This window comes from Devosia sp. 67-54, from assembly GCF_001899075.1.
Lineage (GTDB): Bacteria > Pseudomonadota > Alphaproteobacteria > Rhizobiales > Devosiaceae > Devosia_A.
This window is the reverse complement of the sequence record NZ_MKVA01000006.1, coordinates 313,759-335,677: the sequence shown is the minus strand read 5'-3', so window position 1 is coordinate 335,677 and position 21,919 is coordinate 313,759. Positions and strand designations below refer to the sequence as shown.

Genomic DNA, 21,919 nt, shown 5'->3' with positions numbered 1-21,919 from the left:
GAGATCGCTACCGGCAAACAGTTTCTACCGTGCACAGGGTCGAGTTTGATAGCGCATGCGCCATCAACTAGGCCGCCGTCTGAACTAGGCGCACCACATCGGCATCAGCCTTGCCGGTCACAAAGTTGGCCCAGCGCTCCATGTAGATTCGCCGCTGTTCGATATATTTCGTCCGGTTGTAAGCGGCCTCGACGGAGCCGGCCACTTTGTGCTGAAGGATCGTCTCAGCAACCGCATGCGGCGCATCCGTCGCCTCGGAAAGCCATGTGCGCATGCTGGCGCGGAAGCCGTGCGGACGGGCGACCATGCCGCGTCGCTCCATCAACCGAATCATCGTGGCGTCGGATATCACCCCCTTCCGGACGTTGGGGAACAGGAAACCATCCAGCGCGCGAGCTCGAGCCTGATCGATAACCTTGAGAGCTTCCGACGAGAGGGCCACTCGAAATTCCTCTGCCTTTCCCTCTCGGCCCTTCATCATGCCGGCCGGCACGGTCCAGACGTTGCCACTAATCTGGCTCTCATGGATGAACCGCAGCGGCCTTGATCGAACGACTGTGAGGATCAGCAGGCGCAACGCGAGGTGCGCTGTCGATCCGTCGCTGAGCGAGGCATAGAATGCCGGGACCTCCGCCCAAGGCATCGCGGGAATGTTCTCGACCTGGTGTACTTGGTCGCCCAGCAGGGTCCGCGCCTTGGCAACGACATCGCGATCCACCTTGAGATCGTGCGCCGCCGCATAGTCGAAGATCATGCCGAGCCGGGTTAGCGCCTTGTGCGCGGTGTCGGCCTTCGATTGCCAAATTGGTCTAAGCGTCTTTTCGATATCAACTTGCGTGAGGCCGGCAATTGGCCTGTCGCCGAGCTTCGGCAGCACATGCTGCTCGATCGGCGTGTACCACCTGCCCGCCTTGCCGCCGCCGCGCAACGATGCCTTGCGAGCGTCGAAAGCCTCGCGGGCGATGTCCCTGAGGAGGGTCATGCCCTTCTTTTTGTCCCGCATCTCCCGCTCGCGCTCGGCGATCGGGTCAAGACCGTCGAGGGCCACCGTACGCCACCGCGCGGCTTCCTTGCGCGCGTCAGCTAGCGAGCGCTTCGCAATCGAACCTAGGCCCATGTAGCGCTGCCGACCGTGGATGGTCAGCCGGAGAACCCAGTTGCCGCGATCCTTCGCGGTCTTGATTAGCCACAGCCCATCGCCATCGGCATATTTGCCGGCAGGCTTTTGGCGCACCTCGACGGCGGAGAGACGCTCTCTTTCCCGGCCCATACCAACCCCCACGTCAATCCACACTTCGGGAAGTGATGGCGCGAGAGCGGGTGCGTGTCAATGACAGAAGAAATCCGCCTAAACCGCTTAAGCGGTTGAGCTATTTCTCTACATTCGCATGCTTATGATGTTGCGTGAGAGTGCTGTTCAATGCCCTCTTGCAGCACCATTTTTCCGTTGATTGGCAAGAGCTTGTGACGCACGCGGCGAGGCATCGCCGCGGGCGTGGTGGTGTTTCTGGCGCGGCTCAGGGGCGGGGTGCCGCGGCGCCGGCAGCGGCGGCGACGATGGGCTCCAGGGCGGCGCGGGCGGCGTGCGGGTCGAGGCCGGTGACGATGATGCCGCACAGGATGGCGCCGATGCCGGCGGCGCGGAGGCGCGGCATGTCGGCGGCGGTGAAACGCTTCTGGCTGGGAGCGATCACCGGCAGGCCGGATTGCTCGACGATCTCGCGGTAGCGGGCGAGGTCGGCTGCGAGCAGCGGCGCGCCGTAGTCGGCGAAGCGGCCGACAGAGGCTTCCAGCATGGCGCCCGGAATGGCGGCGATGCGGCGCAGGTCGGCCTCGTCGCTTTCGCTGTCGAGGGCGAGGATCGGCCGCAGCCGCGACTCGTACATGTAGGGCTGCACGTGCTTGAGATAGATGTTCCAGCCTTCGACGCCGTAATCGGCCAGCGCCTCGAGCTCGGCGAGGCTGGGCTGCGTCTCCTGCCCGCTCATCACCAGCATGGGCTTGCCCAGCCGGGCGAGCTTCTCGATGAACGGCCGTTCCTCGGTGAACGAGCCGAAGCTGTTGCCGCTGGCGCGGTGATAGGCGTTGAGATGGAACTTCAGCCCGAATGCCCCGGCATCGACTGCCGCCTGCGCGAGTTCGATGTCGTGCCGCCCGAGCGAAACCAGCACGGGAAATTCGCCCGCAAGCATGGCGGCATGGATGCGGCCCTCGATCATAGCCGCACCCCGGTGCTGGCCTCGAAGCGGTGCGTTTCGCCGGCGAGCGGCCGCAGAGACAGGGTGTCGCCCGGCGTCGCCGCCACCCGCCGATGGAACATCGCGACGATCTCGATGCCATCCACGTCGCAGGTGATCTGCGTGTCCGATCCGAGCGGCTCGACCAGGCGCACCCGGCCGGCAAGGCCGCCATCGGCGATCTCGAAATGCTCGGGGCGGACCCCGACGGTGATCCCGGCGCCTTGCCCCATTGCCGGGCCGGGGATGAAGTTCATCGCCGGCGAGCCGATGAAGCCAGCGACGAACAGATTGGCCGGGCGGTCGTAGAGCTCGGTCGCGGTGCCGATCTGTTCGATGCGGCCGGCGTTCATCACCACGATCTTGTCGGCCATGGTCATGGCCTCGATCTGGTCGTGGGTGACATAGACCATGGTGGTCCCGAGTCGCTGGTGCAGCCCCTTGATCTCGCCGCGCATCACCACGCGCAGCTTGGCGTCGAGATTGCTGAGCGGCTCGTCGAACAGGAAGACCTGCGGATTGCGGACGATGGCGCGGCCCATGGCAACGCGCTGGCGTTGGCCGCCCGAGAGCTGCCCCGGCCGGCGCTGCAGCAGGGCGCCGAGACCGAGGATGTCGGCCGCCCAATGCACCCGCCCGGCGATCTCCGCCTTGCTGGCGCCGCGATGCTCGAGCGAAAAGCCCATGTTCTTTTCCACCGTCATGTGCGGATAGAGCGCGTAGTTCTGGAACACCATGGCGATGTCCCTGTCCTTCGGCTCGAGCTCGTTGACGACGCGGCCGCCGATCTCGATCTCACCCTCGGTGATCGGCTCGAGCCCGGCGATCATGCGCAGCAGCGTGGACTTGCCGCAGCCGGAGGGGCCGACCAGCACCACGAACTCACCGTCGGCGATCTCGGCCGAAACGCCGTGGATCACGGTATTGGCGCCGTATCTCTTGACGACATTGCGGATGGCGACGGCGGCCATGGCTACCCCTTGAGACCGGTGTGGGCGAGGCCCTCGATGAACTGCCGCTGCGCAAAGATGAAGACCACCAGCACCGGCAGCGCCGTCAGCGTCGCGGCAGCGAGCTGGATGTTCCACATCGGCCCCTGGTAGACGTCGACATATTGCGTCAGCGCCTGCGGCAGCGTGTATTTTTCGGGGCTCGTCAGATAGACGATGGGTTCGAGATAGAGGTTCCAGCTCTGCAGGAACGTGAAGATGGCGACCGCGGCCAGCGCCGGGCGCGCCAGCGGCAGGGCGATGGTCCAGAAAATCTTGAAGCGGCCGAGACCGTCGACGCGCGCCGCCTCCTCGAGCTCGACCGGCAGCGCGATGAAGAACTGCCGCATGACGAAGGTCGAGAACACGCTGGGCATGCCGCCCAGCATGGGCACCAGGATCAGCGGCCAGTGGGTGTTGACCATGCCGGCCTTGAGGGACATCTGGAACAGCGGCACGATGGTGACCTCGGTCGGCATCAGCAGGCCGAGCAGCACCACCAGGAACAGCAGGTTCGAGCCGGGAAAGCGGATGCGCGCGAAGGCGTAGCCGGCGAGCGAGGACACCGCCATCGTGCCCACCGTGACGATCGCGGCGATATAGCACGAGTTCCAGTATTGCTGGGCGAAGGGCTGCAGCCGGAACACGTCGGCATAGCTCGACCAGTCGAAGGTGTGCGGAATGAGCTCGGGCGGGAAGGCGAAGATCTGGCTGATCGGCTTGACCGACGAGGTGACCATCCACCAGGTCGGAAACACGAACGGAATGGCCAGCACGCACAGCAGCCCGTAGAGCGCGAGCTTGAGGCGCGGGGACAGCTCAGTTCTCATAGAACACCAGCTTCCTGCGCATCTGCCATTGCACGAAGGTCAGCACGGCGACGATGACGAACAGCAAAATGGCCAGCGTCGAGCCGTAGCCGAAGCGGTGGAACTGGAACGCCTGCTGGTAGAGATAGTAGACCAGCACGGTGGTCGACATGCCGGGCCCGCCCTGCGTCAGCACGGCGATCTGCGCGAACACCTGCAGCGAGCCGACGATGGTGATGATCATGGTGAGCAGGATGGTCGGCGAGATCAGCGGCACGGTGATGCGGCGGAACTGCTTGAAGCGCGAGGCGCCGTCGACGCGGGCCGCCTCATAGAGCTCGCGCGGCACGCCCTGCAGCGCGGCGAGGAACAGCACCATGTTGAGCCCGACATTCTTGAACACCTGCACGGTGATCACCGCGATCATCGCGGTGGCCGGCGTGCGCAGCCAGTTGGGGCCGGTGATGCCGAACATGGCAAGAATGCCGTTGATGCCGCCATTGGCCTGCAGCAGGAAGCCCCAGACGATAGTCCAGGCGACCAGCGACACCACCACCGGGGAAAAGAACAGCGTGCGGAATACGGCAATGCCGCGCAGCTTCTGGTTGACGAGGATGGCGAGCAGCAGCGCCAACGACAGATTGAACACCACCAGCCCGGCGGAGAACAGGCCGGAAGCCAGCAGCACCTCGGGCAGCGACGGGTCGCTCGCGAGTTTTTCGTAGTTGGCCGGGCCGACGAATTTGAAGGTGCCCGCCAGCACGTTCCACTCGTGCAGCGAATAGTAGACGACCAGCCCCAGCGGGATCAGCACGAAGACGACGATGCCGATGAGCTGCGGCGCGATGAACAGATAGCCGGCAAGGCTCTCGCGGCGCGCCATGGTCCAGAACCTGCGCGGTCTGGATTTCGGCTGTTGCGTCGCGAGAGCCACCGGGAGACTCCTGTTACTGCTGCAGCAGCGGCTGGATGCGGTCGCAGACCGACTTCAGCACCGCCGGCACGTCGGCATCGGGCGTCCACAGCGCATCGAGCGCGGCGCGGGCCGTCTGCTGGATTTCCGGGAAGTTCGCATGACTGAGCTTCACGTGGCCGGTGGCGATACCCTTGACCACGACAGCCTCGATCTGCGCCGGCGACAGCAGCGGGTTGGCCTTGGCCAGCGTATCGACATTGAGCAGCGAGGTGCGGGCCGGCGGGAAGAACTGCGCCAGCTTCTTGCTGTTCTCCGGGTTGGTGAAGAACGCCAGGAAATCGGCGGCCTCCTGCGGGTGCTTGCTCTGGGCGAAGACGCCGATGCCGGCCTGGCCGACGACGGCATATTCACCGGCGGGACCCGCGGGCAGCGGCACCAGATCCCACGAGAACGGCTTGTCCTTGGGCAGCAGCGAAGCGCGCGAAATCTGCGTGATGGTCATCGCCGCATCGCCGGTGAAGAAGTCGGCCGAGATGCCGGGGCCGGGGATGGCCTTGGTCTTGAAGATGGCGTCGTGGATGAAGGTCATCGCATCGACCATCGGCTTGTCGGTCATGGTACAGGTCTTGCCGTCGGCGCTCCAGGGCGAGGCGCCCCAGCCGTTCCAGATCGAGGCCAGATTGTCCCACACCTTGTAGTCGAAATCGCGCACGATGAGGCCCTGCTTGCCGGTGGCGGCAACCGCGGCGTCGACCTTGATGGCGTTGTCCCAGGTCCACTGCCCGGCCGCGATCAGCTCGGCGGGGGTCTTCTGCCCGGCGGCCTTGATCAAATCGTTGTTGACGAACATGGCGAAGGGCGAGGTCGAGAACGGATAGGCGTAGATCTCGCCATCCTGTGTCCACAGCGACAGCGCGCTCTGTGACACGTCGTCGAGATCGTAGCCGGCCGTGCCCGAGAACGTCGCCTTCAGCGGCAGAAGCGCGCCGGAGCTGACGAAGTCGGGGGCCGTGGTCTCGAGGATCCAGGCCATGTCCGGGGCATTGCCGCCGGCGATCTGGGTGGTGAGCGTGGTGGTGTAGCCGTCGAACGCCAGCGAGTCGAACTTCACGCTCACATTGGGATGGGTCTTCTTGTAGTCGTCGGCGATCGAGTTGAAGAGCTTGAGATGCGCGTCATTGGCGCTCCAGATCGCCATGCGCAGGTCGACGGCGTCCTGAGCCAGCGCCGGCATGGTCAGGGGGAGCACGATGCCTGCGGCGAGTGCGGCAAGCTTCAGATCGAATAGTCTGGTCATTTCCTTCCTCCTTTTGTGTGTCGTCGTTCTAGTAGCCACGGATGTCCGGCCAGCGCGTTTCGACGCCCTGCCCCGTCAGCATTGCCTGGAAGTCGTGCAGCAGCGCGTCGTCGGCCTGCACCTGGTGCGGCGTGAGGCCGGTGGCGAGGCAATGCGCCGCCAAGAGGCCCGCCACCTCCCCGATGTTCCACTCGACCGGATGCAGCCGGTAGCAGCCATTGGTGATGTGGGTGGTGCCGAGATTCTTGCTGGCCGGCAGCAGATTGGTCATGCGTTGCGGCACGAGGGCGCCGAGCGGAATCTCGAACGGACAGGAGGCGACGTCGATGTAGTTGTCGCCGCCGGTCGAGGGATGCAGATCCAGCCGGTACATGCCGACCCCGACGCTGTCGCGATAGTTGACCGCTCCGGCCTCGCCGCGCGTCGCATAGGAGAGATCCTGCTCGACGATGGTGGTCACGGCGCGGATGCGCCGGCTCTCACGAATGTAGGGCGCCATCGCCAGGCCGTGGCTGGTGCCGGTCACGTCGCCGCGCAGCCTGAGCCCGGGGAAGCCCTGGCCGCCATCGGCGCGCGGCGCCTCGGTCTGCAGCCAGTAGAACACCGAGAGCGACAGTTCGGCGGCGGCGGCGAGACGGTCGCGATAGGCCGCCTCGGGCACGTCGATGATGGGCGCCTCGAAATAGTCGAGCATGGCCCAATTGGCGAGGCAGATGTCGGAAGCATACGCGCCGGGCACGAAGTTGCGCCGCGCCGCGATGCGGCGGAAGGTCCACAGATTGCCGTCGCCCGGATTGCGACGCTGGTCGGCGTCGACCAGCGTCGGGTCGTCGTCGGGATTGGGCGTGAACGAGCGGGTGACGATCTCGAGCGTGCGCGGATGCGGCGAGCGGAAGCCGATCAGCGGTCCGCCCCAGAAGTTCGGGACGACGGACCGCCATTGCTCGTAGGTCCGCGGCTTGTCGATGACATGGCTGCCATCGACATGGTCCATGGCAAAGCAGATCGACACTGCCTGCTGGTTGTCGGGCTGGGCTGTCGCCGGCGCCGACGGCTCGCCGGTCTCGGCCTGCGATTCGAAGCCGCGGACATATTCGGTGCCGGTCAGCGGCAGCAGGTCGCCGAGCTCGGTGGCGTCGATGATGTAGGCGGCGCTGACGACGATGCGGTCGCCGCTATCGCGATGCTGCAGCGTCACGGCGCGAACCCGGTCGCCGTCGGTCTCGGCCGTCACCGGGCGATAGGGCTGCAGCAGCGTCAGCCGGCCGCTGCCGCGATAGGGCGCGAGCATCGCCTCCATCACCGCGAGGCCGACGCGCGGCTCGTGGCAGAGGCGCGAGACGTAACCGGCGCCGGGGTTGAGATCGGTCCAGGCGCGGCTCTTTTCGGTGAGCGGGTAGTGGTCGCGGTAGTATTGGCGGATACCGTTGCGCAGCGCCCGATAACTGCGGGTGACGCCGAACTGTTCGACCCAGGAGTGCTCGTCGGGCGGCACCGCCTGGCTGGTCATCTGGCCGCCGATCCAATCGTATTCCTCGGTCATCACCACGCTGCGGCCGCCGCGCAGCGCGCCGAGCGCCGCCGCCACCCCGCCGAGGCCACCGCCGATGATCGCGATATCTGCCGAGAACTCTTTCACTTCATGCCTTTGGAGTTGGGAACGGGGCCAAGGGTTTCTCCCTCGATCGGGTCGCAGCGCAGCACCACCTGCGTGCCTGGCGAGCCGGCTTCGATGCGCTCGGCCAGCATCTGCGTTGCGACGCCCGCCATCTGTTCGCGCGGGATCGAGAAGGTGGTGAAGCGGGTGCCGCTCAATTGTGGCCGCAGATGGCTGCCCAGCACGACGATCGACAGGTCGCCGGGCACCGAGAGGTTCTGCGAGCGCGCCGCCGCCTCGACGACGATGGCGTCGGCGAGTTCGGTGAAGAACGCCACGGTCGCCTTGGCCTTACGGATGGCCGACAGCATGGCGCGGGCATCGCCGCCGACCTCGGTGAGCTGGTAGACGAGGCGCGCGTCGCCGAGAGCCGAAACGAAGCCCTTCCAGCGATCGACCGAGGATTCGGCGCCGGTTTCGGGACCGATATAGGCCAGCCGCGCATGGCCCTTGTCGCGGGCGCGGTGCACCAGATCGGCGGTGGCACTGACATAGTCGGCGCCGACATAGGGGGCGAGCTTGCCGCCGACCGGGTCGCGGCGGCCGACGGCCACGAACGGATAGTCCGAGCTCATCAGCTTGCGCAGCTCGGCGCGGTCGAATTCGCGGCCGAGCAGCACGCAGCCATCGGCGAGCCGCAGCCGGTTGTTCTCGTGAAAGATCTTGCGCTGGCCGCGCGGCCCCGAGGCGCCGGTCAACAGCAGCAGGTCATAGCCTAACGCCTGCGCGCGCTCCTCGATGCCGAGCAGGAACGGCACGAAGAAGTCCGCCTGCGCGCTCGGAAAGGCCGGCTCGTAGGTGAAGACGCCGAGAATGCGGTTGAGTCCCTTGGCCATGCGGCGGGCGATGGGATCGGCGACATAGCCGGTGTCGCGGATGGCCTTGTGCACGCGCTCGCGCGTCTCCGCGGGGATGCGGCCGGCAGCGGCCTTGGCGTCGTTGAGGACGAGCGAGACGGTCGCCTGGCTGACCCCGGCGAGGCGTGCGATGTCGCGCTGCGTCAGCCGCCCCTTGCCTGCCAAGCCTCATCCTCCCTTGCTGCTAATGCGTATTAGCTGCTAATGCGTATTAGCATCTGAGACACGAGAGTCAAGCGCGATGGCCGATTTTGCGGAAACCGTCAGGAGTCGAGGCGCCCGGTCGCTGGCGGCGTTCGGCGATTCGATCACCGAAGGGGTGGGCGCGAGCTCGCCGGCGCGGGGCTGGGCGGCCCTGCTGGCGCGCGGGCTGGGCGTCCGGCTGGTCAACAAAGGCCGCAGCGGCACGGTGCTGCAAGCGACGCCGGTGCGCGACGGACGCGGCGGCAGCGGCGTGTCGCGCTTCCGGGTGGACCTGCTCGGCGACGACCGCGCCGACGGCATCGCCATCCTCTACGGCTACAACGATGCGCGCTACACCGCCGACCCGGCGCGGTTCAACGTCGCCGCCTTCGCGCGCGATTATCGTATCGTGCTCGATGGCCTCCTCGCCGCCGGCGTCGAGCGCCACGACCTCTGCCTCGGCTCGCCGCCCTATCCGCCGGACGCGGGCCTGCAGCTCGGCAGCGCCGGGTTCACCGGACAGAGCCGCGCCGGCTTCGAGGCCTATGTCGATGCCGTCCGCGGTCTCGCGGGCGAGTATGGCCTATTCTACGCGCCGGTGTACGAAGCCATGGCGGCCTGCCGCGAGGGCAGCCTCGCGTCACCGGACGTCGTCCATCCCAACGATGCCGGGCACGCGCTCATCGCCGCCACGTTCGCCTCGGCGCGAAGGACCGTCGCGGCGCCATAGCGCAACCGGGCCGTCGCGCCTGCTCAGCGGCCGATGTCTGCGTGCCAGACGTAGCCCTCGGTCGGCCGGCTGACGTGGCAAAATTGCCATCGCACGAAATGATGGTCACCGTGCCGCCCGCATCGACATAGTCGGCGATATTGTCGTCGCTCTCATCGCCGTTGGGCTGGTGGTAGATGGTGGTGCCGTTCGGCGCCACCGCCGTATCGTCCGCGCCGCCGCCACCCGGCCGGGACGTGCCGTCGGGCTTTTGGCCTTGCCAACCTTCTTGATCGGCTTTTGCGCCGGAGACAGAGGCGCTGTGGCTGTCACCAGGCAATGCAGGCCGAGCGCATCGACCATGCTGCCGGAGTTCGGAGCAGCCGTAGTCCACCCTTTGGCGTACCGGCCGTCGATAAAGGCCGCCTATCAGCGCGCAGATGCCGACTTTGCCGCAGCCGGGCTCGGGAACTTCGTTCCTGTCCAAGGCGTTAACTTCACGACATCCGGGATCAATTCGACCGGCCGCGTCTTTACCAACCAAGGGGCGAGAAAGGGAAACTCATGACGATCAAGACCAATTTGATCAAGGCCGGGGCGCTCGGCGCCGCCGTGACCATCCTCACCGCCGGCGCCGCGTTTGCCGCCGTGGCCACGACGTCCGTCAACGTCCGCTCGGGCCCCAGCACCAGCTATCGCGTCGTCGACACGCTCGCGCCGGGCGAATACGTCAACATCACCGGCCGGTCGAACGGCTGGTGCGCGGTGACCAAGCCGGGCCCGAATGGCTGGGTCAACTGCGCCTATCTGAGCGAGGGCCGCTATCGCCCGCGTCCAGTGCCGGTGCCGGACGTGACCTTCCACTTCGGCTTCGGCTACCCGCCGCCGATGCACCATCACCGGCCCCCGCCGCCGCGGCCCTGGCCGCCGATGCCGGGCCCCCACCACTGGTGGTGGTAAACAAATGCCCAGGGCGGTCTTCGGACCGCCCTTTCTGTTTGCGACGGTGCTCGACAGCGACGCCCGACCTGCCACTGCACGTCGCGGCCGTCGGCGACATCTCCGCCAGGGCGGTGCATCCTTCGCCCCGGTGGCCGATCTCTAGGCAAGCCGCGCCGCATCGGCTACACCGCCGGCGCGAGTGGAACCCGAAATGAGCATACCATCGGCAGCGCCGACTCCCGGCGCCGCACCATCCTTGCCTGTCGCCCTGAGCTGGGGCGCCGAGTTCGGCGCCCTGTTCAAGCTCGGCTGGCCGCTGATGGTGGCGCAGCTCGCCCAGATCTCGCTCGGCGCCACCGATGTGGTGATGCTGGGCTGGCTCGGGCCGAAATTCCTCGCCGCGGCGGCGCTCGCCAACGCGCTGTTCATCGCCATGCAGATCTTCGGCATGGGCATCGTCGAGGCGGTGGCGCCGATGGTGGCGCAGGCGCTGGGGGCGCGCGACCTGCGCTCGGTGCGTCGCACGCTGCGCCAGGGCATCTGGGCCGCGACGCTGGTGGCGCTGCTGCTCGCCCCGATGATCTGGAACATCGCTCCGATCTATTCGGCACTCGGGCAGGAGCCGGAACTGGTGGCGATGGCCGACCGCTTCATCCACTTCGTCATCTGGGCGATCTTTCCGGCGTTCCAGATCGTGGTGTTCCGCTCCTTCCTCAGCGCCCATGGCGCGACACGCGTCATTCTGCTGATCACGGTCGCCGGGTTCTTCGTCAACGTCTTCCTCGACTGGCTGCTGATCTTCGGCAATTGGGGCTTTCCGCGGCTGGAGCTCGCCGGCGCCGGCATCGCCACCAGTTGCACCAGCTTTGCCATGCTGGTGCTGACCGTGGCCTACACCGTGTGGCACCGGCGCTTCCGCCGCTACCACGTGTTCCACAATTTCTTCAGGCCCGACTGGCCGCGCTTCCGCGAGCTGTTCCGCATCGGCCTGCCCATCGGCGTCATGCGCCTCGCCGAGGTGCTGCTGTTCACCTCGGCGGCGCTGCTGCAGGGCTGGCTGGGCCAGGACGAGGTGGCGGCGCATGCCATCGCGCTGCAACTGGCCTCGATCAGCTTCATGGTGCCGCTCGGCATCAGCCAGGCGGCGACGGTGCGGGTCGGCCTTGCCTATGGCGAGCACGACCGCGAGGGCATCCGCCGCGCCGGCTGGATGGCCCTGCTGGTCACGCTGCTGTTCATGGCGGCGACGGCGATCGCCTTCCTCGTCGCGCCCAGGGTCTTCGTCGGCCTGTTCCTCGATCCGGCCAATCCGGTCAACACCCACGCTATCAGCCTTGCCACCAGCTATCTGATCGTTGCCGGCTTCTTCCAATTGTTCGACGGCACGCAGGTGACGATGAGCGCAGCGCTGCGCGGCCTGTCCGACACCAAGATGCCGCTGCTGATCGCGCTGATCGGCTATTGGCTCGTCGGCTTTCCGGTGAGCTATCTGTTCGGCTTTCCGCTCGGCCTGCGCGGCGTCGGCATCTGGATGGGGCTGGCGGCCGGCCTCGCCGCGGTGGGGCTGGTGCTGACGGTGCGCTTTGCGCTCCGCGACCGGCTCGGACTGACGTCGAGAACGCCGGTCTAGCGCTCGCGCCAGCTCCAGTCGGCCATGCGCGCCCGGAACCAGGTGCGCTGCCGCTTGGCATATTGCCGCGTGGCGATCACGGCGCGCTCCACCATGGTGTCGCGATCGATGCGGCCGGCCAGCCAGTCGCCGATCTCGCGCACGCCGATGGCCTTCATCACCGGCAGCGTCGGATCGAGGCCGAGCGCCAGCAGGTCGCGCACCTCGTCGGCCGCGCCCTCCGCCAGCATCGCCTCGAAGCGCACCGCGATGCGCCGGCGCAGCACCTCGCGGTCCGGGTTGAGCACGATCCGCTCGAGCCGCCAGCCCTCGAGCAGGCCGCGCTGCGGCGCATCCTGGAACGTCGCCAGCGAGCGGCCGGTGGCGCGCAGCACCGCCAGCGCCCGGATCACCCGCTGCGGGTCCGGCGCCTTGAGCCGCGCCGCCACCAGCGGATCGCGCGCGGCGATCAGCCGCTCGCGCGCCACCCGATCGAGGCCGCGCACCTCGCCCTCGGCCCAGGCCAGCGCCTCCGGCGGCACCTCGGGGACATCGGCGAAGCCCTCGGTCAGCGCCGCGAAATAGAGACCGGTACCGCCCGTGAAGATCAGCGGCGCATCGCCGGCTTCGGCGATCACTTCGGCCGCGGCGCGAGCCCAGCCGCCGGTCGAGAACCGCACCTCCGGCGGCACCACGCCATAGAGCCGGTGCGGCGCAACGGCGGTGTCGGCGTCGCCCGGCCGGGCCGTGAGAAGGCGCAATCCGGCATAGACCTGTAGCGCGTCGGCGTTGACGACGATGCCGCCCGTTTCGCGCGCCTTGGCGAGCGCCAGCGCCGACTTGCCGCTGGCAGTCGGACCCGCTATCAGAACCGCGCTTTTGTTCACCCGAGCCCTTGCCCCGTGTCCGTTCTCTGCCTCATCGCCAATCCCGCCGAGCCGGCAATCGACACCGCGCTGATGCATGCGGTACACCGGGCCGTCGGCGGCGAGATCAACGTGCTCAACCAGCGCATCGCGGTCGAGTTCGTCAACCCCGCGCTGGCGACGGCCGCCGAGGCGGCGCGCGAGCTGGTGGCCGGCAAGCCGATCGACGTGGCGCAGGTGGCGCTGGCGCACCGCCGCAAGCGGCTGCTGATCGCCGACATGGATTCCACCATGATCGAGCAGGAATGCATCGACGAGCTCGCGGCGGCGGTGGGCATCAAGGCGGAAGTCGCCGCCATCACTGCCCGCGCCATGAACGGCGAGCTCGATTTCGCCCAGGCGCTGCGGACGCGCGTCAAGCTGCTCAAGGGCCTCCCGCGCAGCCGCATCGAGGAGATCCGGCGCGAGCAGATCACGCTGGCGCCGGGCGGGCGCGCCCTAGTGCAGACGATGAAGACGCACGGCGCCTTCACCTCGCTGGTTTCAGGCGGCTTCACCTTCTTTGCCGACTATATCAGCAAGCGCATCGGCTTCGACGAGGCGATGGCGAACATCCTCGAATTCGACGGCGACGTGCTCACCGGCACGGTGGCCGATCCGATCCTGGGCAAAGAGGCCAAGCTCAGCCGGCTGCTGACGCTCGCCGCCTTCCACGACATCCCGCTGGCAGCGACGCTGGCGGTCGGCGACGGCGCCAACGACCTCGAGATGATCAAGGCCGCCGGCCTCGGCGTGGCGCTGCATGCCAAGCCGGTGGTGGCGGCGCAGGCGGCGGTGCGGATCGACCATGGCGACCTCACCGCCCTGCTCTATTTGCAAGGCTATGACGAGGACGAGATCGTGCGCTGAGGCGCTGCTGCCCGCTACCCCGCGAGCTTGACCGCGATGAAGCGGTGCGAGCCGGTGGGGTCGGTCACCTTGAACAGTACCGCGGGCCGGCCCGCCTCCTTGGCGGCGTTCACCTTCTCGGTCACGTCGGCGACGGTGTCGACCTTCTGCTGGTTGACCTCGGAGATCACGAAGCCGGCGATCAGCCCCTGCTTTTCGGCGTCCGAGCCCTTCACCACCTCGGTGATGACGAGGCCCCTGGCATCGGCCGACAGCGCATAGGTCTTGCGGGCGCTGGCATCCACCGGCCCCAGGTCGAGCCCCAGCATCTCCTTGAGGCCGGGCGGCGGGCCCACCGGCTCGTCGACATCGGGACCGGGCGTCGTGCTCTTGGGCTGCTCGGCGGCGGCGATCACCTGCTCGCCGGCCTCCAGCCGGCCGAGCTTAATCTTGAGCGTCATTTCCTTGCCGCCGCGCAAGAGCGTCACCGAGGCGTCGGAGCCCACGGCGGTTTCGGCCACGAAGCGCGACAGGTCGCGCATCTTCTTGATGGCCTTGCCGTTGAACTGCAGGATCAAATCGCCCTCGTCGATCATGCCGTCGGACGGTCCCGTCTTGGTGACGCTCACCACCAGCGCGCCGTTGGCATTGGGCCGGCCGAGGCTGTCGGCGATGTCCGGAGTTACCTCCTGGATGTTGACCCCGAGCCAGCCGCGGCGGGTCTCGCCATATTCGGCCAGTTGCTCCACCACCGGGCGCGCCAGGTTCACCGGCACCGCAAAGCCGATGCCCAGCGACGAGCCCCCGCGCGCGATGATGGCGGTGTTGATACCCACCACCTTGCCGTCCATGTCGAACAGTGGGCCGCCGGAATTGCCCTGGTTGATGGCCGCATCGGTCTGGATGAAATCGTCGTACGGGCCTTCCTGGATGTCGCGGTTGCGCGCCGAGACGATGCCGAGGCTCACCGAACCGCCCAGCCCGAACGGGTTGCCGATGGCCATCACCCAATCGCCCACCAGCGCCGTGTCGCTGTCGCCGAAGCTGACGAAGGGCAGCGGGTGGCCGGCGTCGACCTTGATCACCGCGAGGTCGGCCTTGTCGTCGGTGCCCACCACCTTGGCCGGCAGGCGCGTGCCATCGGTCAGCATCACGGTGATCTCGTCGGCGCCGTCGATGACGTGGTTGTTGGTGACGATGGTGCCGTCGGCCTTGATGATGAAGCCCGAGCCGAGACTGCGCGCCTCCTGCTCAGCCTCCGGACCTTCGCCCTGGTTGGGGTTGAGGTCGTCGAACAGATCGTTGAGCGGCGAGCCCTCGGGCGCCTTGGGGAAGGGCTGGCCGCTGCCGCCGATATGCTTGCTGGTGCCGATATTGACCACCGCCGGCGACAGTTCGGCGGCGAGCTTGGCCACCGATTCCGGCCCCCTGGCGAATGCCTCCAGCGGCGTCGCCAGGCTCAGCGCGGCCAGCACCAGCAGCGCCTTGGCAAGCACGAATCGCATCTTCCCCGTTCCCCCGGCCCCGTTGGCCGCACTTGTAAGCCACTCGCCCCATCGTACAAGCCGCGCAGCCGCACGAAAAGTTGGGGCCGGCGATCGCTCGCCGGCCGCAAAACTAGCTCCCGCTCGATGGCAACAGAAAGGCCGCCGGCAAACGTTCTACTGGGCCGCGCTCGAGGGCAGCTCGGACGAGATGCTCGGCGCGACGATCGTGCCGTCGGGATTGACCGCTGTGGGTGCAGCTTCGCTGCTGGGCACCGGCGACGGCTCGCTGGAGCTGGCCGCGCTCGGGGTAGCGGGCGCAGCCGGCGCCGGCACCACCGAATTGTCGACCGGGGCGCCGACATTGTCGGGGGGCAGCTGGTCGGATGGTTCGGGCTCGGTGACCTCCGAGGAGGGCAGCGGCGCGATGCCGTTGGGCGCCGCCGGCTGCGGCACCGTGCCGTTGAGCGTGTCGGCCTTGAAGTACTGGAAGAATTCGCTGTTGGGCGACAGCACCATGGTGGTGCCGGAGCTGCCGAGCGCCGTCCGGTACGATTGCAGCGACCGATAGAATTCAAAGAATTCCGGATCGGCACCATAGGCCGAGGCGAAAACCGCCGAGCGCTGGGCATCGCCCTCGCCGCGCAGGATCTCGCTGTCCTTGTTGGCGGCAGCCACGATCTCCACCGCCTGGCGGTCGGCGATGGCCTTGAGCGATTGTGCCGCCTGCTGGCCGCCGGCGCGGATGGCCGCGGCCTGCGCCAGACGTTCCGCCGACATGCGGTCGAAGGTCTGCTTGGAGACGTCGGCCGTGAGGTCGGTCCTGAGGATGCGCACGTCAGTGACGTCGATGCCCAGGTCGCTCATGCCCGGCCGGATCAGGTCGCGCGCCTCGCGCATCATCGCCGGCCGCTCGGCCGACAGCGCCGCGTCGAAATTGCGCTGGCCGTAGACCTGCCGCAGCGCCGCGTCGAAGCGGGTGGCGATGCGCTGCTCGGCGAGGTCGAGGTCGCCCTGCACACGCTCGCGGAACTTCACCGGATCGTTGATGCGGTAGGTCAGGAACGCATCCACGACATAGGTGGCGCCGTCGCTCACCTGCAACTGCATGTTGGCGATATCGTAACGCAGCAGCCGGTCCTCGATGAGCTGCACGGTGTCGATCAGGTTGGTCGGCAGCTTGAAATAGAGCCCGGGCTCGGTGCGCACGGCGGTGATCTGGCCGAAGCGCAGCACGATGGCCTGCTGGCGCACATTCACCACGTAGATGGACGAGGCCAGCAGGTAGATGATGACGACCAGCGCGACGCCGGCGGCGATGAGTCTGTTCATGGCTCAGTTCCCCGTGGCGGTGCTGGACGACGCGGACGACGACGTATCGGCCGGCGGCGAGGCCGGTCGCAGCGCCGGCAGCGGCAGATAGGGCAGCACGCCCCCCGCGGCTCCCGAGGCGCTCGGCTCGACCACCACCTTGCTGGCACCGGCCAGCACCTGCTCCATGGTCTCGAGATAGAGTCGGCGGCGCGTCACCTCCGGCGCCTTGGCGTACTGGTTGTAGATGGACACGAAGCGCGCAGCCTCGCCTTCCGCCTCCTGCACCACGCGGCTCTTATAGGCCGCCGCGTCCTCGCGCACCTTGGCCGCCTGGCCGCGGGCATTGCCGAGCAGGGTGTTGGCGTAGTTGCGGGCGTCTTCCTGGAACTTCTGCTGGTCCTGCTGCGCGCGCTGCACCTCGGCGAACGCATCGCTGACTTCCGGCGGCGGGGCGACGTTCTCGATGTTCACCTGGTCGATGTGTACGCCCAGCTTGTAGCTGTCGAGAATGGTCTGGATGATCTGCTGCACCTCGGTCTGGATGCCGGCACGGTCGGAGCGGAAGATTTCGGTCGCCGGGCTGCGGCCCACCACCTCGCGCATGGCGCTTTCGGCCGTGGCGCGCACCATGTCGTCGGGATCCTTGACGTCGTAGAGGTAGGCCTTGGGATCGTCGATCGTCCACAGCACCGAGAATTTGGCGTCGACGATGTTCTGGTCCGAGGTCAGCATCACCCCGTCATTGTTGCTGGTGCCGTTGCGCGAGGCCACCGAGCCGATCTCGGTCTTATTCTGCGTGATCTTGATGCGCTCAACGCTCTGGATCGGCCACCACATGAAGTGCAGGCCCGGGCCGCTCAGCTCGTCGCTGGGCTTGCCGAACGTCGTCTCGACGCCGCGTTCCTGCACGTCGATGGTGTAGATCGAGTTGAACAGCCAGAAGACGACGATGACCGCGAGGCCGCCGACGATGGCCCAGCGGCCGCCGGGAAAGCCGCCCTGCAGCCGGTCACGGCCGCGATTGAGGATATCTTCGAGACTCGGAGTGCCGCCGCGCCGCGGCCCGCCCCCCTGTGGTGCCTGCCCCCACGGCCCGCCGCTGTTGTTGTTGCGGCCGCCGCCCGTATTGTTGTCCCAGGGCATCTGACACCTTTCGAACGTCCTGATATTGCAGCCCTATATAGGGGGGCAATATTGAGCGATCAACGGCGGGCGTTGGACGAACGGCGATAGACCTTGATACGGAATGCCGCACTGTCGCCCGGATGGGCGGGAACGTCGATCACCCCCGACTCCTTCCACACTTCGAGGTCGACGGGCGGAAAATAGGCGTCGCCCTCGGGCATTGCGCCCACATGCGTGATATAGAGGCGGTCGGCCAGGGGCAGCGCCTGGGCATAGATTTCTGCCCCGCCGCCGATCATCACCTCGTTGGCGCGGTCGGCCATGGCGATGTCCTGGGCGTGCGCCAGCGCCGCCTCGAAGCTCGAAATCACCAGCACGCCGTCGGGCTGGTAGCCCTCCTGGCGGGTCACCACGATGTTGGTGCGCCGGGGCAGCGGCCGGCCGATGCTCTCGAAGGTCCGGCGCCCCATGATCAGCGGCTTGCCCACCGTCATGCGCTTGAAATGGGCGAAATCCGACGGCAAATGCCACGGAATGGTGTTGCCATGGCCGATCACGCCGTTGGCGGCGACGGCCGCGATGATCGCGACGGCGACAGTCATGTTGCCCCGAGCCGGTTGAGTGCCTCTCCGCTCACTCTACAGCGCCGCCACTCATCCATGAAGACCGCGCCGCGCGATCGGTAAAACTCGATCGATGGCTCGTTCCAGTCGAGCACCGCCCATTCGAGGCGGCCCAGCCGCTCGCGCACGCAACGCGCCGCCAGATCGGCCAGCAGCGCCTTGCCGATGCCGTGGCCGCGCATGCCGGGCCGCACGAACAGATCCTCGAGCCAGATGCCGTGCCGGCCGAGAAAGGTCGAAAAGGTGTAGAACCAGAGGGCAAAACCGGCCGGCTCTCCCTGCCATTCGGCGATCTGGCAGAACACTTTCGGGGCCGGCCCGAACAGTTCGCGCTGGATATCGGCCAATGTCGCCTCGGCCTCGTGGCGCAGCTTCTCGTAATCGGCGAGGTCCTCGATGAAGCCGAGGATCAGCGGCGCGTCGGCCGGAACCGCGTCGCGGACGGTGACGCTCATGGCGGCGACTCCAAGTGGCGAAACCATTTGCGGGCCAGCGCCGTCTCGAGATCGATGCCATTGTGCCGGCAGTAGAGCACCACCATCGCGAACAAATCGGCGGCTTCGTCGTCTCGCGCCGCCAGCGCGGCGGCCTTGCCGCCGTCCCGCAGGCGGCCGCGGCCGGTCAGGCGCAGGTGCTCGGCCACGAGCTCGCCCGCCTCCTCCTGCAATTTCAGAACATACCAGTCGTCGTCGCGGACGATGCCGGTGCGCTGCGCATAGACGTCGGAAACCTGCGCGAGCCGATCGGACAGTTCGGAAAGCGTCTCCCCCATCGCCGTCAGTTCGCCGTATCGCGGCGCAGCAGCAGCAGGATGTCGAGATCGTGCTCCGGCGGCACCCAGTCGTCTGCCGTCATCTCGAAGGTGGTGGGGCCGGTCTTCCTGACCTTGCCGTCCCAGCAGAAGGAGACGAGGTTCCTGGGGTCGCCCTTGTCGATGGTGAGGTGGAATTTGCCGATCGGGCCGCTCCAATTGGCGCCGGTGGACCAGACGTAGGAAATCCAGTTCTCGACATAGGGGATGGAGTAGAAATCGGTCTTGTTGGTCATCGACGCTTTCAGCGTTTTGATCAGGCTGTCGTCGATGCAGTATTTTTCCTTGTAGATTTTCGGCCGATCCTCGTCCGTCGCGTCGTAGGGCGGGGTGAGGAACGTCGTCGCCACCGTGCCGCCGACGCTGGGGGTGTAGGCGTGGCGGACCTCGACAGTCTTGCCGGCGGGGAAGTTCGCCTCCCAGGTGTAGGTGGATTTGAGCGTCCAGACCGGGGTGTAGTCGGTTTTCCAGCCGCTGCCGTCGTCGTACTGCATCGGAATGACGAGACCCAGATGCACCAGCTGGTCGTGATCGGCGTCGGACAGCGCGTTGAGCGCCGTTTGCGTCGCTTCGCCGAACGGCGCCAACGGCACGCCGAGCGAGGTCAGCAGCTCCGTCTGGTCGACGCCGAAGGCGAAGGCGTATTGATGCAGCGTCGATTTCACCGGCCTGCCGTCGAAGCTGGTGGTAAAGCCGAAGAGGTTCTGCTCGTCCTCGTCGGGGATCGCCACCATGAAGTCGCCGTCGCCGGTGATGTCGGGCAGCGGGAACGCCACCAGCACGTTGTCGTCGGCATCGCCCTTGTTGGTGAAGCGATAGACGACGCTGACCCGGTCGGGCGAGATCGACAGGTCCTCGGAGTCCATCGACACGTTCTCGTTGGTGACGAACAGCAGCCCGCCGGTGCCGAGCTGCGAGGTGGTGTCGTTGGCGATGGCGGGGGCCGCAGCCAGTGGCAGCGCGGCGATCAGGAACAGCCTCATACGGCGACCTCGGCCTTGATGTGCGGATGCGGATCGTACCCGGTGAACATAAAGTCCTCGAACGCGAAGTCGAAGATCGACGTCTTGTCCGGGTTGAGCGTCAGTCGCGGCAGCGGCCGCGGCGTCCGGCTCAGTTGTTCATGCGCCTGCTGAACGTGGTTTGAATACAGATGCGCGTCGCCGAAAGTGTGGACGAAATCGCCCACCGCAAGCCCGGTCACTTGCGCCATCATGTGGGTGAACAGCGCGTAGGAGGCGATGTTGAACGGCACGCCGAGGAAGATATCGCCGCTGCGCTGGTAGAGCTGGCAGCTCAGCCGGCCATCGGCCACGTAGAACTGGAACAGGCAGTGGCAGGGCGGCAGCGCCATCTCGTCCACCTCCGCCGGATTCCAGGCGGTTACGATGTGGCGCCGCGACTCAGGTTTGGTCCGGATCGACTCCACCAGCTTGGCGATCTGGTCGATGGAGCCGCCCTTGCCGTCGGGCCAGCTCCGCCACTGGCTGCCATAGACTGGCCCGAGGTCGCCGTTCGCGTCGGCCCATTCGTCCCAGATCTTGACGCCGTGCTGCTGCAGCCAGCGCACATTGGTGTCGCCGCGCAGGAACCACAGGAGCTCATAGACGATCGATTTGACGTGCAGCTTCTTGGTGGTGAGCAGCGGAAAGCCGCGGCTCAGGTCGAACCGCATCTGGTGACCGAAGATCGAGCGGGTGCCGGTGCCGGTGCGGTCCGGACGGTCGGTGCCGGTTTCGAGCACGGTACGCAGCAGATCGAGATATTGCTGCTCCGGATGCCGCGCGTCGACATGGTTGGTTTGCAACGCCAAGACTGACATGTTCCGGCTCTCCGTTCGGCAACCCTTTTAGCAGACGCCCTTCATGCCGCTCAAACCGCGATTCTCACAGAGGAGACGATGACGGCGGGCGACAGCTCAGGGCGTGATCAGCGCGACCGTCGGAAAGTAGGCGCGGAACCGCCTTGTATCCCGGGTGAGCACCGGGACGTGGAGCAACTCCGCATGTGCACCGATAAAGAAGTCGGAGAGCACATTCGCACGCCTGCCACCTTGGTGACGATAGTTCGCAAAAGCCTGGCCGGCGCGGAAGCAAACTTGCTCGGAGAGCGGCAGCATCACCAGTTGCAGGCTGTCAACGACCAGGCGTACCTCATCGAATCTGTCGAACCCAACCGACAGTTCCGCAAAGATGATCTCGTTGATACCGACATCGCCGGCCGCCAAGGCGGAGGCGAGTTGCGCCTCGGACCAGCCCGCCCAGTCCGGATCACGAGTGGTTATGTCGATCAGGACGTTGGCGTCGACCAGCAACACCTATTCGTCGCCGCGCATGATCTGCATGAACTCATCCGTGGTAAGCCCCGGTCGGGCCATGCCCCGGACGCTCGCTATGCGCCGGCGGATTTCCTCGATGGAGGGCCGCTGTGCGCCGGCCGCCTTCATGAGCAGGATTTCGCCCTCCGGCCCGCGTTCGAAGACAACTTCGCTCCCCGGCCGCAGGTCGAGTTCGTTCAAGACCTCCTCGGGCAGCGCGATTTCTCCGGCAAGGTTCACCCGCGCATTCATCTTCGCTCTCCTCGAACCCTAGAATATGCCATCG

At 66.8% G+C, this 21,919-nt stretch carries 23 protein-coding genes; 4 read left to right on the top strand and 19 right to left on the bottom strand.

The genetic code is table 11. The features are described from left to right. Positions 1-67: 67 nt before the first annotated feature. The 8 genes from BGO82_RS12905 to BGO82_RS12870 all read right to left on the bottom strand — a co-directional run bounded on the left by BGO82_RS12905 (position 68) and on the right by BGO82_RS12870 (position 8,927). On the bottom strand, positions 68-1,270 hold the full coding sequence (locus BGO82_RS12905; RefSeq protein WP_291306006.1) for a site-specific integrase: 1,203 nt from the start codon (positions 1,268-1,270) through the stop codon (positions 68-70). A gap of 247 nt (positions 1,271-1,517) precedes the next feature. Then, on the bottom strand, positions 1,518-2,219 hold the full coding sequence (locus tag BGO82_RS12900; RefSeq protein WP_291306005.1) for a hypothetical protein: 702 nt from the start codon (positions 2,217-2,219) through the stop codon (positions 1,518-1,520). Next, on the bottom strand, positions 2,216-3,208 hold the full coding sequence (ugpC, locus tag BGO82_RS12895) for a sn-glycerol-3-phosphate ABC transporter ATP-binding protein UgpC (protein ID WP_291306004.1): 993 nt from the start codon (positions 3,206-3,208) through the stop codon (positions 2,216-2,218). Before ugpC ends, BGO82_RS12900 begins: the two co-directional genes overlap by 4 nt. 2 nt (positions 3,209-3,210) lie before the next feature. After that, complete coding sequence (locus BGO82_RS12890; protein WP_291306003.1) at positions 3,211-4,056, bottom strand: carbohydrate ABC transporter permease; 846 nt, start codon at positions 4,054-4,056, stop codon at positions 3,211-3,213. Beyond that, positions 4,046-4,918 carry a sugar ABC transporter permease gene (locus BGO82_RS12885; protein ID WP_366246951.1) on the bottom strand — a complete coding sequence of 291 codons (873 nt, stop codon included), beginning with the start codon at positions 4,916-4,918 and terminating at the stop codon, positions 4,046-4,048. The genes BGO82_RS12890 and BGO82_RS12885 overlap by 11 nt, the downstream gene beginning before the upstream one ends. A 64-nt stretch (positions 4,919-4,982) precedes the next feature. Beyond that, positions 4,983-6,185: a sugar ABC transporter substrate-binding protein gene (locus BGO82_RS12880; protein WP_291306052.1), complete on the bottom strand. Its 1,203-nt coding sequence runs from the start codon at positions 6,183-6,185 to the stop codon at positions 4,983-4,985. A gap of 91 nt (positions 6,186-6,276) precedes the next feature. After that, positions 6,277-7,887: an FAD-dependent oxidoreductase gene (locus tag BGO82_RS12875; RefSeq protein ID WP_291306001.1), complete on the bottom strand. Its 1,611-nt coding sequence runs from the start codon at positions 7,885-7,887 to the stop codon at positions 6,277-6,279. Beyond that, entirely contained in the window at positions 7,884-8,927 is a 1,044-nt protein-coding gene (locus BGO82_RS12870; protein ID WP_291306000.1) for a LacI family DNA-binding transcriptional regulator, read from the bottom strand. The genes BGO82_RS12875 and BGO82_RS12870 overlap by 4 nt, the downstream gene beginning before the upstream one ends. 76 nt (positions 8,928-9,003) lie before the next feature. Here BGO82_RS12870 and BGO82_RS12865 point away from each other — a divergent pair, with 76 nt between their 5' ends. The 3 genes from BGO82_RS12865 (at position 9,004) to BGO82_RS12855 (ending at position 12,226) form a co-directional block, all read left to right on the top strand. Next, a complete protein-coding gene (locus tag BGO82_RS12865; RefSeq protein WP_291305999.1) occupies positions 9,004-9,675 on the top strand; it encodes a GDSL-type esterase/lipase family protein in 672 nt (223 codons plus the stop codon). A gap of 543 nt (positions 9,676-10,218) precedes the next feature. After that, positions 10,219-10,614: an SH3 domain-containing protein gene (locus BGO82_RS12860; protein WP_291305998.1), complete on the top strand. Its 396-nt coding sequence runs from the start codon at positions 10,219-10,221 to the stop codon at positions 10,612-10,614. Between the two features lie 193 nt (positions 10,615-10,807). Then, entirely contained in the window at positions 10,808-12,226 is a 1,419-nt protein-coding gene (locus tag BGO82_RS12855) for an MATE family efflux transporter (RefSeq protein WP_291305997.1), read from the top strand. Here BGO82_RS12855 and miaA read toward each other — a convergent pair. Continuing rightward, positions 12,223-13,092: a tRNA (adenosine(37)-N6)-dimethylallyltransferase MiaA gene (gene miaA, locus BGO82_RS12850; protein ID WP_291305996.1), complete on the bottom strand. Its 870-nt coding sequence runs from the start codon at positions 13,090-13,092 to the stop codon at positions 12,223-12,225. The two genes, BGO82_RS12855 and miaA, sit on opposite strands and share 4 nt — an antisense overlap. A gap of 72 nt (positions 13,093-13,164) precedes the next feature. Here miaA and serB point away from each other — a divergent pair, with 72 nt between their 5' ends. Beyond that, on the top strand, positions 13,165-13,980 hold the full coding sequence (serB, locus tag BGO82_RS12845) for a phosphoserine phosphatase SerB (protein ID WP_291306051.1): 816 nt from the start codon (positions 13,165-13,167) through the stop codon (positions 13,978-13,980). A 14-nt stretch (positions 13,981-13,994) separates the two neighbouring features. Here serB and BGO82_RS12840 read toward each other — a convergent pair whose 3' ends face one another. The 10 genes from BGO82_RS12840 to BGO82_RS12795 all read right to left on the bottom strand — a co-directional run bounded on the left by BGO82_RS12840 (position 13,995) and on the right by BGO82_RS12795 (position 21,885). Continuing rightward, entirely contained in the window at positions 13,995-15,464 is a 1,470-nt protein-coding gene (locus tag BGO82_RS12840) for a Do family serine endopeptidase (RefSeq protein ID WP_291305995.1), read from the bottom strand. A gap of 156 nt (positions 15,465-15,620) precedes the next feature. After that, on the bottom strand, positions 15,621-16,775 hold the full coding sequence (locus BGO82_RS12835; protein WP_366246949.1) for a protease modulator HflC: 1,155 nt from the start codon (positions 16,773-16,775) through the stop codon (positions 15,621-15,623). Positions 16,776-16,778: 3 nt separating this feature from the next. Then, the gene (gene hflK / locus BGO82_RS12830; RefSeq protein ID WP_291305994.1) at positions 16,779-17,900 is read right to left on the bottom strand and encodes an FtsH protease activity modulator HflK; all 1,122 of its coding nucleotides are present in this window, start codon (positions 17,898-17,900) and stop codon (positions 16,779-16,781) included. 59 nt (positions 17,901-17,959) lie between these two features. Beyond that, positions 17,960-18,484, bottom strand: a complete 525-nt coding sequence (locus BGO82_RS12825) for a dihydrofolate reductase (protein ID WP_291305993.1) — start codon at positions 18,482-18,484, stop codon at positions 17,960-17,962. After that, positions 18,481-18,960, bottom strand: a complete 480-nt coding sequence (locus tag BGO82_RS12820) for a GNAT family N-acetyltransferase (protein WP_291305992.1) — start codon at positions 18,958-18,960, stop codon at positions 18,481-18,483. The genes BGO82_RS12825 and BGO82_RS12820 overlap by 4 nt, the downstream gene beginning before the upstream one ends. After that, positions 18,957-19,277 (bottom strand): phosphoribosyl-ATP pyrophosphohydrolase, encoded by a 321-nt coding sequence (locus tag BGO82_RS12815; RefSeq protein ID WP_291305991.1) that lies wholly within the window; start codon positions 19,275-19,277, stop codon positions 18,957-18,959. Before BGO82_RS12815 ends, BGO82_RS12820 begins: the two co-directional genes overlap by 4 nt. Positions 19,278-19,282: 5 nt before the next feature. Further along, positions 19,283-20,299, bottom strand: coding sequence for a DUF4424 domain-containing protein (locus tag BGO82_RS12810; protein ID WP_291305990.1), 1,017 nt, complete (start codon positions 20,297-20,299; stop codon positions 19,283-19,285). Continuing rightward, a complete protein-coding gene (locus tag BGO82_RS12805) occupies positions 20,296-21,123 on the bottom strand; it encodes a thymidylate synthase (protein WP_291306050.1) in 828 nt (275 codons plus the stop codon). Before BGO82_RS12805 ends, BGO82_RS12810 begins: the two co-directional genes overlap by 4 nt. 111 nt (positions 21,124-21,234) lie before the next feature. Then, positions 21,235-21,633 (bottom strand): type II toxin-antitoxin system VapC family toxin, encoded by a 399-nt coding sequence (locus BGO82_RS12800; RefSeq protein ID WP_291305989.1) that lies wholly within the window; start codon positions 21,631-21,633, stop codon positions 21,235-21,237. Further along, positions 21,634-21,885 carry an AbrB/MazE/SpoVT family DNA-binding domain-containing protein gene (locus tag BGO82_RS12795; RefSeq protein ID WP_291305988.1) on the bottom strand — a complete coding sequence of 84 codons (252 nt, stop codon included), beginning with the start codon at positions 21,883-21,885 and terminating at the stop codon, positions 21,634-21,636. Between the last annotated feature and the right edge of the window lie 34 nt (positions 21,886-21,919).